The organism is Bacteroides sp. FSHCM14E1, from assembly GCF_019633785.1.
Lineage (GTDB): Bacteria > Bacteroidota > Bacteroidia > Bacteroidales > Bacteroidaceae > Bacteroides > Bacteroides hominis.
In genome coordinates this window covers 35,362-49,680 of the sequence record NZ_JADKYL010000003.1, presented here as the reverse complement: position 1 = coordinate 49,680, position 14,319 = coordinate 35,362, and the positions used below count along the sequence as shown (strand labels likewise).

8 protein-coding genes and 1 pseudogene are annotated in these 14,319 nt (G+C 44.5%); 4 read left to right on the top strand and 5 right to left on the bottom strand.

The genetic code is table 11. The features are described 5' to 3' along the window. The first annotated feature begins 4 nt into the window (after positions 1-4). The 3 genes from ISX59_RS05885 to ISX59_RS05875 are packed head-to-tail and all read left to right on the top strand — an operon-like array spanning position 5 to position 6,450. The gene (locus tag ISX59_RS05885; RefSeq protein ID WP_193683223.1) at positions 5-2,065 is read left to right on the top strand and encodes a DUF5054 domain-containing protein; all 2,061 of its coding nucleotides are present in this window, start codon (positions 5-7) and stop codon (positions 2,063-2,065) included. A 7-nt stretch (positions 2,066-2,072) separates the two neighbouring features. Continuing rightward, a complete protein-coding gene (locus ISX59_RS05880; RefSeq protein WP_220575727.1) occupies positions 2,073-4,856 on the top strand; it encodes a beta-galactosidase in 2,784 nt (927 codons plus the stop codon). A gap of 13 nt (positions 4,857-4,869) precedes the next feature. Then, positions 4,870-6,450 carry a glycoside hydrolase 43 family protein gene (locus ISX59_RS05875; protein ID WP_005810615.1) on the top strand — a complete coding sequence of 527 codons (1,581 nt, stop codon included), beginning with the start codon at positions 4,870-4,872 and terminating at the stop codon, positions 6,448-6,450. Between the two features lie 248 nt (positions 6,451-6,698). Here the strand turns inward: ISX59_RS05875 and ISX59_RS05870 are convergent, their stop codons facing one another. The 4 genes from ISX59_RS05870 to ISX59_RS05855 form a co-directional block, all read right to left on the bottom strand. Then, positions 6,699-6,875 carry a DUF4250 domain-containing protein gene (locus tag ISX59_RS05870; RefSeq protein ID WP_005810613.1) on the bottom strand — a complete coding sequence of 59 codons (177 nt, stop codon included), beginning with the start codon at positions 6,873-6,875 and terminating at the stop codon, positions 6,699-6,701. A 95-nt stretch (positions 6,876-6,970) separates the two neighbouring features. Further along, complete coding sequence (locus ISX59_RS05865) at positions 6,971-8,194, bottom strand: hypothetical protein (RefSeq protein WP_032540271.1); 1,224 nt, start codon at positions 8,192-8,194, stop codon at positions 6,971-6,973. Positions 8,195-8,227: 33 nt separating this feature from the next. Then, the gene (locus ISX59_RS05860; protein WP_186993352.1) at positions 8,228-10,567 is read right to left on the bottom strand and encodes a TonB-dependent receptor; all 2,340 of its coding nucleotides are present in this window, start codon (positions 10,565-10,567) and stop codon (positions 8,228-8,230) included. Positions 10,568-10,579: 12 nt separating this feature from the next. Next, the gene (locus ISX59_RS05855) at positions 10,580-11,395 is read right to left on the bottom strand and encodes a class I SAM-dependent methyltransferase (protein ID WP_032536861.1); all 816 of its coding nucleotides are present in this window, start codon (positions 11,393-11,395) and stop codon (positions 10,580-10,582) included. 188 nt (positions 11,396-11,583) lie between these two features. Between ISX59_RS05855 and ISX59_RS05850 the strand changes: the two genes are divergently transcribed. Next, entirely contained in the window at positions 11,584-12,591 is a 1,008-nt protein-coding gene (locus ISX59_RS05850; RefSeq protein ID WP_005823133.1) for a helix-turn-helix transcriptional regulator, read from the top strand. Positions 12,592-12,747: 156 nt separating this feature from the next. Here the strand turns inward: ISX59_RS05850 and ISX59_RS05845 are convergent. Then, positions 12,748-13,482: pseudogene (locus ISX59_RS05845) on the bottom strand (class I SAM-dependent methyltransferase). Positions 13,483-14,319 lie beyond the last annotated feature (837 nt).

The window sequence follows — 14,319 nt, the reverse complement described above, 5'->3', positions numbered from 1 at the left end:
TACCATGAAAAATTTTTGTTTATATATTCTTTTAGGATGGTTTGCTTCGCTACAATGTTTGTGTGCTGAGAAAGAACCGGTAAAGGATGCGGATATACAAAAGGTGTACGTAATATTCAAGACCCATTTAGATGTAGGATTTACTGATTGGGGCTCTAAAGTGATTGACACCTATACCTATAATTTCATTCCGGCAGTTTTAAATCTGTCAGAAGAAATTATGAAAGATTCGTTGTCACAGATTGATTATCCCTGGACTTGTGGGTCGTGGCTTATCTGGAATTATTTGGAAAGGGCTTCAAATGAAAATGGACAACGAATGAAGGAAGCTATTGGTCGGGGAGACTTTACCTGGCACGCAATGCCTTTCACAATGCAGGTTGAATTGTGTGATAGTGCCATGCTGTCCGCAGCATTGAATATTTCGAAAAAACTGGATCTGCTTTTTGGACGGAAAACGATTGCTGCAAAAATAACGGATGTACCCGGTGTCACGAGGGGGGCTATTTCTGTCTTAAAGCGGAATGGGATTCAGTTGTTGCATGTAGGGACAAATCCGGGTGCAGCTGTGGCACGATTTCCGGAGATATTTCGCTGGAAGAATGCTAAAGGCGATGCCATTAATGTAATCTATCAATCAGACTATGGCAAACCGGTGCATCTGCCCGGAACAAAAACTGCTGCGGTTTTTTGTTTCACTCATGACAATCATGGACCACATTCCTTGAAAGAGATTAAGCGAATCTATGCCGGCTTAAAGCAAAAATATCCGTCAGCCCGGATCATACCGTCTTCGTTGAATGAAGTAGCTCTTGAATTGAGTAAAGTTGAGAACAGTCTGCCGGTCGTTACTCAAGAGTGGGGAGATACGTGGATATATGGTATTGGCAGTGATCCTATGAAAGTGGCTCAGTTACGTCAGTTAATGCGTTTACGTAATCAATGGATACAGGATGGTAAGCTAAAGGTTAATAGTGAAATGGATACACAGTTTTGTATTCCTTTGCTGTTAATGGCTGAGCATACATGGGGAGTGGATGTAAAGTGGTATTTGAGGAATTTTGATAAATATCAGTTCGATCTTTACCCTTCCTTTTTGGACAGTGAAGAAGCCCGGTATTCCGAACGCTCCTGGAGTGAAAAGAGAGAATATATTTATCAGGCTATATCCAAACTCACTCCGGCCTTGCAATACGAAGCGATGCAAGCTCTCATGAAACTGGTTCCGGTGAAAAATCAAGATACTGATTTCCGTTCCTACCGTTCAAAAGCAAAGATAAATACCCCATTTTTTCGGTTTGCTTTCAATCAGGAGAATGGTACACTATGCTATCTGGAAGATAAACAAAAGGGCATTGTTTGGGTAGATGATACGCAGGGTTGGGGGGACTTTGCCTATCAACGTTATTCCGGAGCCGATTTTGCACATTTTATTGATAGGTATTGTCCAAAGAATCCGGAAGGATGGATGTTGGCGGATTATGGAAAGCCCGGGCTCGATAAACTGTCTGTTACCCATGGGATATGGAATTATAAGGCATCGGATATCCGGATAAAAAAGGAGGTCGGACAGACCACTGTCCGGATTCGCCAGCAATTGAATGAACCTGTTTATGGTGCACCGGAGTATGTTGAAATAATATATGTATTCCCGTATGACTCACCTGATATCAAGGTGGAGATCAATTGGTTTGATAAACCGAAGAATCGTGTTCCGGAAGCTGTTTGGTTTTCGTTCTTTCCAAAAGCCTGTGATTCGAAAGTTTATGTTGATAAGATGGGAGAGCGTGTCGATGTGGAAGATGTTGTTTATAACGGAGCGAGGCAGATACACGGAGTGACGGGAGACGTTCTCTTTTCCAGTGGAAAGGGAAAATTGAGTCTTGAGTCTTTGGATGCTCCTTTGGTGGCGTTTAATAATCGTGATTTATTGTCATTCGACAATAAGGTTGCAGACCCCGATGCCGGTATCCATTTCTGTTTATTGAATACTCTATGGGGGACGAATTATCCGCAATGGTTTGGAGATAATATGAAATATCGTTTTAAACTTAAATTTTATTGAAAATCAGATGAAACAACCGTCTAAGAATTGGTTATTATGTGTCCTATTGGGGATGATAGTGTGTTCCTCAGCAACGGCTCAGAAGTTGCCCGAGAAACAGTTTTTCCATCCCGACCGGGTGAGATACGACAAAGATTGCTTTACAATCGAAGGGAAAGATATTTTTATACTCAGTGCTGCATTCCACTATTTTCGTTGTCCGCAAGAGTTGTGGCGTGACCGTTTCAGGAAGATCAAAGAAGCAGGGTTTAATACAGTGGAAACTTATGTGCCCTGGAATTGGCACGAACGGAATATGCCTAAGAATGTAGATGATTATTCACAATTCGACTTTGATGATCTGAAAGCATGGCTGCGTATGGCACACGAGGAGTTCGGATTTTATACCATTGTCCGTCCTGGCCCTTTTATCTGTGCCGAATGGGCGGGAGGGGCATATCCCCGTTGGTTGGCTAAATATTGCCCGGACAGTTATGACACCAGTTTCTGGCTCCGGAGCAACCATCCCGAACATATGAAATGGTCTGAACACTGGTACAATGCTGTTTGCCGAGTATTTTGTGATGAACAGCTTACACATAAGAAACCCGGAGAGAAAGGAATCATTATGGTGCAGCTTGAAAATGAATATATCTATTTTGATATGGAATCTGAGAAGAAAGAAGAATTTCTGCGTGTACTGTCAGATGCTTGTATCCGGAACGGTATCGATGTTCCCCTTTTCACTTGCGTAACTCCCGAAGTTCGCGGTTCGCACGATCCGGTGATCAGTCAGTTATTCGATATGGATAATCAATATGTATGGTGGAATATGCATGAAGCCAAGTCACGTATTGAAAATCTGAAAGCAGAACAGCCTAATGCTCCTGCCTTTGTGTGTGAGTTGCAGGGAGGGTGGTTCTCTACGGTTGGCGGACGCTTGAGCGAAGATAGCTATCTGGACGGACGGCATGCCCGGGGAATGGCGTTGATGGCAATGGCAGGAGGTTCTACCGGGTTGAATTACTATATGTTTTTCGGTGGAACACATTTTGACGGCTGGGGAGCACGACGTATGACTACCACTTACGATTATGGAGCTCCGTTGAAAGAAACCGGAGGCGTTGGAGAGAAATATGCTGCAGTGAAAGGAATCGGTGAGGTGGTCGGTAAATTTGGAAGCCGGCTTGTCAGAAGCAAGTCTGTACCGTTTGAGATGAAAGGAAATGATAATCTGACGATGGGGGTACGCCGGGCTACGGACGGAACTTTATTTATTTTCTTACTGAACCGTGATAAAAAGCAAGAATTCCGTCAGATAGTCAGCTTGACTATAGAAGGAAAGCCGATGCGGATAGATTGTCTGTTGGGGGCGCTTGACAGTAAGTTACTGGTACTTTCTCCCGGAGGCACTTCGACCGAATGGTATCCCCGTGAACAGGTATTGCCGGCACGTCCGGTTGCACTTCCTGCCGCCATATCAGTAACGAAAGTATGGCGAAAAGACGAAGATTTTCGTGGTGACTGGAAGCCTTTGCGCAAAGGTGTATCGCTTCCCGAATTGGGTGTGAACGATTGCCGTTATTCTATGTATCGCAGCCGGGTGAACCTCACTCAAAAGGAAGTAGATCTTTACGGTTCGTTGGTGTTCGAGCTTTTCACTGGTGACCCGGTTTACGTACAAGTGAACGGAAAGTTTGCCGAGCGGGTGTCGAGAGACGAATTGGATAACACCTTTATCGTTTCAGGATTGTTGCATAAAGGAATGAACGAAGTGGTTGCTATCTACGAAAACCGGGGACATGCTCATGGTTACCGTCCGATGGAAGAGTTGAGCGGACTCCGGCAAGCCGGTTTCGGTCGTAAACAGACGGGAATTTTGCCGGTAGAGGAATGGGAAGTAAGAACCATTGATAAAGAGGAACCGCTGTCTGCCTTGCTTGCCGAAGAAACGGGCTGGGAAAGAATGCGGCTCGATCAACGGACCATTGACAATCTGGCCACTTTGCAGATAGCCGGACTTGAAAAGCCGGAATGGCCTGCTGCCTGGATTTTGCAGGAGAAGGCCGGAAGTGCAGTTTATCGTACACACCTTAGGTGGACACCGGAGATGATTCGGGAAGGAATGACTGTTCTGGAATTTGGCTGTATCGATGATGCCGGAACTTTGTGGGTGAATGGTAAGGAAGTGGGTACGCACGAAGAATGGGATAAGCCTTATGTAGTGAATGTTGCTCCATTCGTCAAACCTGGCGACAATGAGATAGCTATTGTGGTGAGTAACCAGAGTGGGGCAGGAGGCCTCCTTAAGGCTGTCCGCCTGAAACAGGAATTCGAAGTGATTAAAAAAATAAACTGGGAGGTCTCTGCCGATCTGGGAGGAATCTGTCAGGGCTGGAACAGAGAACCGGATAGTACGGAGGGCTGGTCGGTAGCAGAGCTTCCTGCAGATTATCCTTTAGTCTGTAAAGGAAGGATTACAGAAACTCTTGAAGCCGGTGTCGGACGGGATGCATTGCTTACCTGGTATCGTCTTGAGTTTGATATGCCCCGGAATGATCCTTCTGTCCGGATACCTTGGAAGTTGATAGTAAATGCTACGGGTACCGGTTATATGTGGCTGAACGGACATAACATCGGACGCCATTGGGAAGAGGGTCCGCAACGGGAGTTCTATCTTCCGGAGTGCTGGCTACGTCCCGGTGAAAAGAATGTGATAGTGTTGGGATTGCGCCAATCTGAAAATAAAGGTGCCCGTTTGTTTGGGGCAGAAGTGGCTCCTTATGTTGAAGATGCTGAATGTATCCAATAAAAAAAGTACAAAAATGAAAAGAGTTTTTTATATTATGATCGCATTGGTGCTGCCTTTTTGCAGTGTCGGTGCACAAACTTCGGTGTGGAACCCGGATAATGGAAACGGGACATTTACAAATCCTATAATGTGGGGAGACTGGCCTGACCCCGATGTCATTCGAGTAGGGGATGATTTTTATTTTGTTTCTACCAGTATGCACTATGTTCCCGGTTGCCCTATTGCTACCTCAAAGGATCTTGTAAACTGGGAGATGGCCGGATATGCGGTAGAGCGTTATGATGAGCATCCCTGCTATGATTTAAAAGGGGGTGACCGTTATCTTCGGGGATCGTGGGCGGCTACCATTCGTCATCACAATGGTAAGTTTTATGTGGGCTTCTGCACTCCTTCATGGGAGGGGGAAGGTCCCGGACACTTCTCAATCTGTATTGCCGATGATGTGAAAGGTCCTTGGGAGCGTACAATCTTTCCTGAATATCTGTACGATCCCGGATTACTGTTTGATGATGACGGAAAAGTTTATGTCGTCCACGGACAAGGTACGCTTTATGTCACGGAGCTGAATGCGGATGCCAAATCTGTGAAAGGAGAAAAAGTGAAAATCTGGGAAAAGAGGTTCAAGAACGCTCACGAGTTTGGAGGAGGATATGGTATGGAAGGTGCACACGTCTATAAGATAAACGGGAAGTATTATATCACTTGCCCGGCAGGCGGAACCGAAGGCTGGCAGATTTGTTTGCGTTCCGACAATATCTATGGTCCTTACGAACATAAATTAATTATGAATGATTGTAGCTCTTATCCTCCCAACGGTTTGCATCAGGGAGGGATGGTACAGCTTAAGAATGGTGATTGGTGGTTTATCATTATGCAGGACAGGGGGCCCATCGGACGTGTTCCCCATCTGGTTCCTGTAGAGTGGGTAGATGGATGGCCCATGTTGGGGCGAAATGGTAAAGATGCCATTACGTATCCAAAACCGGAAGTAGGTAAAGCATATCCGTTTGCTTCTCCTGCTACAACGGACGAATTTAATACTCCCGTACTCGGGCTGCAATGGCAGTGGAATCATAATCCGGACAATACCCGATGGTCCTTGAAGGAACGGAAAGGCTACATGAGGCTGAAAGCTTCATATGCCGACTCATTGAAAACAGCTCGTAATACATTGACACAGCGTGTGCAGGGGCCTTCGTCCGAGGCAACGGTCGAAATCGACGTGTCCGGACTAAAGGATGGAAATGTGGCAGGATTTGGAATTTTCGAGTTTCCTTATGCCTATGTCGGTGTGGAACAGTCGGAGGGTATAAAAAGAATCGTGATGTGTAATGACGGTAAGAATATTGAGGTCATCGACAACTTTACGGGAAATAAATTGTGGGTACGTGCCCGTGTGATGGATGTGAACTTCCGTGCTACTTTCTATTATAGCCTCGATGGGAAAACATTCATTCCGATAGGTAATGATCTTAATATGGGGCTTGGGTTGGTCTGGACAGCCAATCGCTTTGCTTTATTTAATTTTACCAGAGATAAAGCCGGTGAAGACGGATATGCCGACTTTAACTGGTTCCGCTTTACCAATAAATAAGAATCAATTATTGGGTTGAGAATAGAGATATAAAAAGAGGTGTATCGAAACCCGTATTCACCACAGGTTACACAGGATTTACACAAATAAATATCATTAGCTATCGATAGACTAAGCTCGTTCTGTGGAACTCTGTGGTGAATTATGCTTTCCCCGCCTTGTATTCCGATCTACTATCCGAAGCATTTATTATCCACCGGATATAAGAATTACAGGGTTACGGGAATTAAAGCAGGGGGATGCCTGTTTTACCAAAATTTATTCTGTTCGGCATTGTATTCAAATCCGGCCGATTCCAGTTTGCCAATCAGTGTTTCTTTATTGACATTCATATCGTCACATAGTTCATCGAGCGATTTGTAACAATCGCGGAGTTTCATGTTGATGACGCTGAACAACATCATCGGATCTTCTGGAAGTTCCATAATCATTCTTTTTTAAACGGCTGCAAAGATACGGTAACTCTGTTTATTCTGCAAGAAGAGCCCTTGTTTATTAGAACCATGAAAGGCATCGGTCTTTATTTATCAAAATAGTGGCATAATATCGGATTACCTACTGTAGTCAATATGGGTTCTTTAGACACCTCACCTGTCTGTATGTCCAGAGAGTAGATACCTTTCGCTTTAGTCGAAGAGTTACCTATCAGCACAGTTCCTTTGTAGAGGGCAAGCATGACTCCGAAACCATTGGAAAGGTCGAGTCCCTTGATCTTTTTCATGGACCGGTCGTATAGGTTTATTTCTACAGCGAGATCGGCGATGGCGGTATGTCCTTGTTCTCCAGGCTTGTAGTAACCGGGCATATTGATATAAGCATATGCTTTTCCATTGTTTACATACCGGATGGCAGAGATAAATCCCGCAGTTTTTTCTTCTCCGCTGATGTCAGCTCCCGTAATGGTCCAGCGATACGTTGGGTCGAACTCAGTCTCTCCTGCCTTGATACGCAATATGCCGGCATTATGACCTTTGACCATGCCAAAGGCACCGACACACGAAATATAGATATCCTTTTTTTCATCCATGAAGATTGAATAGCGGTCAATCGGACGGGTAGGCATGGAGATACCACTGGTTTGGTCTGTAATCATTTTCAGTAGTTTATCCGTTTGAGTGTCTATAATGGCAATGTCGCTGTATGGACGGTCCTGTGGAGGAACCCATCCGCCCACCATCTGGCTGAGGCCTACGTATAAAAGTCCGTCGCGCAACAACATGGCAGAGGGGTCCGGATTATTGTCGGACACTCCGAGAGAAGACAGATCGATCTCTCCCTTCTGGACCATGGTGATAGGGTTGAAAATAGCGATCCTGCCCAGTCCTGCCATAGATAGGTAGGCTTTTTCAGCAGAAGCGAAAACAATATTGGTGGCCGAAGAGTTGGGAGGCAATTTCATTGTTCCTGTTTTTGATAACCGGCCGTTGACTCTTGTGTATTTCACCAGTTCGTTTTTACTGTCACCCATGTATCCCGGGAATACAAAGATGTCGTTTCCTTCAATAACCGGATATGCTCCTCCGTAGGGAATGGGAATTCCGTTGTTATTGTTGGTGTTCTGCGGAAATTCATCACGGATCAGCTGCAGGTAAGCGGCTCCCGTCATACCATCGGGGTTGGGCAGAATAGTTGCCAGGGCGATGTTAGCATTGTCGGCCGGGACTTTAGGGTCAGGATCCTTTTCGCATGCCGAAAATACAAGTGCAGCACCGGCAAGTGCCAGTGTCAGATTTCTAATCTTCATAGTTCTCTTGGTTTTTAAATAAATAATCTTGTTTCATTTCAATACATATCTCAGCCTTACTCCCCAATTGCGTCCGGGTAGAGGACGGTTGAATTCGGACATCATCCGGGCATTAGTCAGATTGTTTATCCGTGCTGTGATGATGAACCGTCCGTTCATGAAGCTATGCTCTATTCCGACGTTGGCAGAGAAGGTGCGTGGTATTCTTCGCTCTTGGAACCGGCTTTGTTCAAAGTCGTAGAAATACTCTTCAACGAAAGAACCGTCCGTAAAGATGCGGGTATTCTGCATTTTGCCTCCGAATAGATTTTCTTTATGAAATTCCAGTCCGGCGTTTGCCAGAAGATAGGGGATGTTAGGCATCCGGCTACCTTTGGTCGGGTTGGGGACATGAGTGTTCGGTTCGAACTTTCGTACATCCCGCAAATCCTGATAGGTCATGTTGCAGTAGCCGTAAAGCCAGTGGGTAAGGTCCGCTTTCACCTCTACTTCTGCTCCCAAAGTGCGCATTTTTCCGAAATTCTGGTATTGCGATTGCAGATAACCTCCGGTAAACCGTATCATATTCTCGAGATACCCATAAAAAGTGTTCAATTCCAGTTGAAGATTACTGGCAGACTTTCCGGTACGGTCGAACAGGAACCCCAGATTGATGCTTGTGTTCCGTTCCGGGAGCAGATTTCCGGAAGGAGCGACTGCATATCCATCGCCCAAAAGTTCACTTTCGGCAGGCAGGCGTACGTCATATCCAACCGAAAACTTACCCATGAAGTCCGGAGTGAATCTGTAACGGAGGGCATTGCTGATACCGAAATCCCGTTTCAGCATGTCTACTTTTTCTGCTTCCGATGACATAATGCTGCTCATGTGAGTATTCATGCCGTATGTATAATACTTCACGTTAAGTGAATTCAGGAAAATATCATTGTTCGTGCGGAAATCGTATCCTATTCCGGCAATCCAACTCATCATCGTACTTTTGAAGTTGGTTTTATAGCCGACAACTTTGTCCTTCAGGTCATCCTTAGGATGTCCGGATGCATAACTGAACAGCGAGTTGAAGTTAACAGAATGGTTGTTGTTGATAACGTAGTTCAGGTGTAACTTGTGGGTGATTGTATGTTTCTCGTTTCTGGCGTTTGAAGCCCATTTGCCTATTTCCCCTCCATATTCGGATACGGCGGGGTAAGTGGTACCGTCCCAATTGTACCGATATGCGGCGGTATCCACCATATGAAATACCGTATAAGCATAGGCCAGATTCGATTCCATATCGAGCCCCTCGACAAGAAAGTTTTCTTTCTCCAACTTGTTGGCAAAGAGGAAAGCGTCAGAGTAAGTGTGGGCTTTTTCAATATTATATTCGATTCCTTGGATTTCTTTGAAAGTGTGCATAAAGACAGGTTCAAACTCAATCAGGTCGAACCACCATTTACGTGCTTTCAGACTACCTGCAACAGCTAACTTTTTAAATTTATCGTGGTTACGTTTAATGACAAGCCCCTCTTCGAAGGGAGATTCCATCTTATAGTTGTTGTCAGAATAGGTATAGAATCCCCCGCCTCCGAATTCCAGTCCTTTAGAAGCAATATTCCGTTTGGTTACCAGTGAAAGCTTGTGGGTATTGAAACTTTCGATGCTGTAGCTGGCATCGAGGTACTTGGGCGGATACTCCCTGATGACAATGTTTACAGCTCCGCCTACGGATGATCCGCCAAACCTTGCGGGTACCACTCCTTTGTAGATTTCAATTCGGTCGATCATCTCCACGGGTATGTCATTAATGTCGATGAAGTCCGAATTATCATTCATCGGGCTTCCGTCAATGAAGAAACCGATTCGTTTCCCCTCCAGACCGCGTACCGATACCCGGGACGCACTGCCTACACCTCCTGTGTTACGGATGGTTACACCTACGGTTTTCGACAAGACATCTTGCACATTACTGACCGTCCCCTGTAGCTGTTGCATGCTGATTACCGACATAGGCATGGCCTGCTCGCGCAGTTGGCGGGCTTCACTTTTGGCTGTGATGACAACTTCACCCAGTGACTGAGTTTCCGGTTCCAGGCGGATAACCAGCTTTTTACCTTTGGTATTCGGAATCGTTATTTCCTCTTTCCGGGTGTGATATCCCATAAACGAAAAAGTGACCGAATAACGTCCCGCAGGAGCTTCGATGAGGAACTCCCCGTTTTTATCCGCCGAGACGCCTTTCTTCAGTGCTTCTATATATATGTTGGCACCCGGGAGTATTTCCTCGTCATTGGTGTCGATGATGACTCCGCTCAGTTTGCCCGGTTGTGTTTGGGCCGGGAGGCCGCTGCACAGTGAGAGCAGAGTGATGATGAAAACACAGATTTTATTTCTCATATCCTGTTCTCCTTATTTAGATGATTGTTGTTGGAACTTCATATGTACTATCCGGGACGATTTCCGTAAAGATGGGAATAGTGGGAGCATTACTTTGAAGAACAGAGGCCATCGTTTTTTTAAGCGGTCCATATACAGGTATTCCTTAATCACGTGTAGTCCCGGATACCAGTCTTCCATCTCATATACGTTGTCTGTTCCCCATCGGAATGGTGCGTTATACTTCTTTACGTCCGGATGCCATTTGTAGTTACGGGCTGTCCATGTATTAATTACGTCGAATGCCATTTCCGCATGGTGGAAGCGTTGCCCGATCCGGTAAATTAACTCTCTGATATCTTCTTCTTTGAAGTACATCATCACTCCTTCCGATATGATCAGCAGAGGAAGACCTCTGGGAACAGAGTTCATCCATGAATCATCGAACATCGACCGGGCGATCATTTTATAATTATCCGTTTCCTTGAAGAAAAGTTTTCGTAACCCGATGGATTCTTCTACGTCGATGTCTAACCAAAGGCAATTGTGCAATGGAAGTCTTTTGCAGCGTGCATCCAGTCCGCATCCCAGATTTACGATGGTAGCTCCCTTAGGGTGTTTCGACAGGAAGTCGAGGATGATTTCGTCCAATACGAGGGTACGGGCAATTGTGCCCACCTGCGAACCTTCCGAAACTTTGTCTTTCGAAGAACTTGCCAGTTCGATTCGGTGGAGTATATCTATGGCATAAGGGTCTTTGATAGCGCCGTTGGGTTTTACTGTTTCTATAGCCCTTATTCGCAAGGTTATAAACAGAGTTTCGGGAACTCCTGATAAATTTACTTTCATGTTTAGTTTCTGCTTTTATATTTCCGGTTGTTGTTTATTATTCGTGGAGAATTACCTATTAATGGGGATTGTGCCGATAGGTGGCTTATTGTAATTTTGTATCTACTCTCCAATTGGAGACAAAAGTAGAGCCTTACCGGCTTTTACTGCTTACGCGAAAAGGAACTTGACTTTAACTTAAAGGAATAATGATGGCAACTCGGTTAATGAAACATGATTTGCATGAAATGATGCTGGAATGGCCCGTACAGAATCTGGCGGGAGAGAGCCGGACAGAAAGAAATAGTTATCGGATTGACAATGGGTATTTGAAAGCGACATTCGAAGAAATATGTACTCCGTTTTTTTCGATTATGGAACATCATATATCATGTGAGGAGTCCATTGAGATGTATGCACAGGCCGATGAATATCATGCTGTTTGGTTTTGTGCCGCCTTAGCCGGACACGTCACTTGCTTTTATGACCCTATTACCCGGAGTGAGGAGTGGAACAAAGGAGATGCCAATCTCCTGCAATGTGACGGGATAGACTCATGCGTCTGTTTCCCTAAGCATACGCCGTTTCACATGATGGAGATTATGCTTTCCAACGATTATATCCGTGAACTTGCCGGACAATATCCCGACCTGTTTGGTAATGAAGATATCGAAACCATTTTTTGTGATAGACTCTACAGGGCATATCGGACAAATCGCCCTTTTTGTACCGGTATTTATAAAGCGTTGAGTGATATTAAGCTTTCACAGCTGAATGGGAATATGGCACTTATGTATGTGGATGCCAAGATTAGGGAAATTCTTTCGCTTTTTCTCGCACGGCGGGGAGGAGAGGAGTGTCTTCATTGTTCGTGTTCTGTCGGGATAGAGTGTGATAAGATCCATCATGCCAAGGCCATTATTGAGCAGGAGTATCTCAATCCCCCTTCGCTTCATCAGTTGGCATTGCGGGTAGGTACCAACGAATGTACCTTAAAACGAGGTTTCAAAACGGTATTTGGTACCACCGTGTTCGGCCATATTTTTGATTATCGTATGGAGATAGCCTGTCGTTATCTGCTGGATAGCAGTAAGACGATACAAGAGATCGGGGCATGTGTCGGTTATGAATATCATGCCCATTTCTCTACGGCCTTCAAACGGAAGTTCGGACTGACCCCTCTGGAATACAGGTGCAGCCGTTTGGGCGCCTCCTGAGGTAACGACGGGATTGCCGTCCGACGGAATAAATGGTAAAAGCGTTTGAGAAAAACTTCCTTTATCAGCAGATTTACACGATAATATCATTGGGATAAATCCGTATATGAAGTCTGGTCTGTGAAAGTTTGCGCAGGTTTTGCTCCCTTTGCTTGTTCAGACTTTGACGGCAGAAACAGCCAGCATCATAGGCCGTCTCAATTCCTCTTCCATATCCTTGATCTGTTGCAGCATCTCTTTAGTCGGTTGAGGCTCTATCACATTGGTTATGGTAAATCCGGCCTGCAATAGTCCCTGCAATATGGAAGTTAAAGTATGATGGAATTTCACTACCGTTTCTCCCAAGAAAGAAGTCTCCCGGTATCCTTCAGTGAAATAATGATCTACCGGTCAGTGCTGTGCGGTTCCTGCTGTGTTGTAAAACCAATCTTCGGTTCCATGTGCCGTAAATATCGGATGTTCCATTGTAAACACGAATGTTCCTCCTTGGGCTAATGTACGGTACACCTTTCGGAATATCTCTTCTAAATTTTCAATGTAGTGTAAAGCCAGTGAACTGACAACTACATCAAAGCGATTCGACGGATAATCATAGTCTTCTATCCCTATCCGGTGATATTCTATTTTGTCGGACTCCTTCTTTTTTTCAGCCTCTTGTAGCATTTTCTCAGACAAATCAATACCAACCACATGGCTTGCTCCTTTAGAAGCTGCATATATGCAGTGCCATCCATAGCCACATCCCAAATCAAGTGTCCGTTTCCCTTCAAAATCAGGTAATATCTTTTCCAGTGTCGGCCATTCTCCCGCACCTTTCAACCCTTCTTTTGAGCGTAGCATCTCGCCATATTTCTCAAAGAAGGATTCTTTATCGTAAACATTCTCCTTCATAAATTATTAATCGTTTCTGTTTATACATCTTGCCCTGCATTTCACCTATGCATTAACCGCTGAAGGGGCAAAAGTACGAAAGATAATCTGCTGATTATCGGAATAGATCGTATTTTTGTGCCGATATCCACTTTGCTTTTCTTTGATCCTGAGAATTTTCTATAAAGTTATTAACAGGGTAAATTGTTGATATATAGGTGATAATCTCTTTTTAAATAGGCTTTGTGAACAACTTCATGGAAAGTCGTTGTCTGCTTTGAGACATCTTTTTGGATTCGTTGTTGGTGGAAACTTGTCAATGGCTTTAAATACACTCATAGCGAAGTTAGATACTAAATCCAGAAGCACTTCGACTAAAGTTCTTTTCATCCCTTTGGAAAGTAGCTTTCTTCACCTGACTTTCTTCATCTTAGCGGCTGAGATTTACATCTTAGCCGCTAAGATATAGATCTTGGCTGTCAAGATGCACATCTCGGCTGCTAAGATGAACTTAAATTACTTTCTTTCTCTGTTTCTCATTTAATGCTTTAGCACTTTGGAACGGGTAGTATCTTATTTAAGAACTTGCTTCTTAGCTTCCTTTTCACTACAGAGTATACAGAGAGAATCCCTTTTATTTTTCTTATTGAACAGCTTTTGAACGAAGTTATTAACAGGATAATTATCTGGCTATCTGTGGTTTGTTTTGTAGTAAGCAGGTTTTATGAACAGGTGTGAATAAGGAACTTGTTGATAACTGGGAGAGGGGTATTAATCAAACAGCCTCAGAATTGATTCTGAGGCTGTTTGAGTGATCCGCCTGGGATTCTCCTATCGGAGTTACCATGCTGATATTTA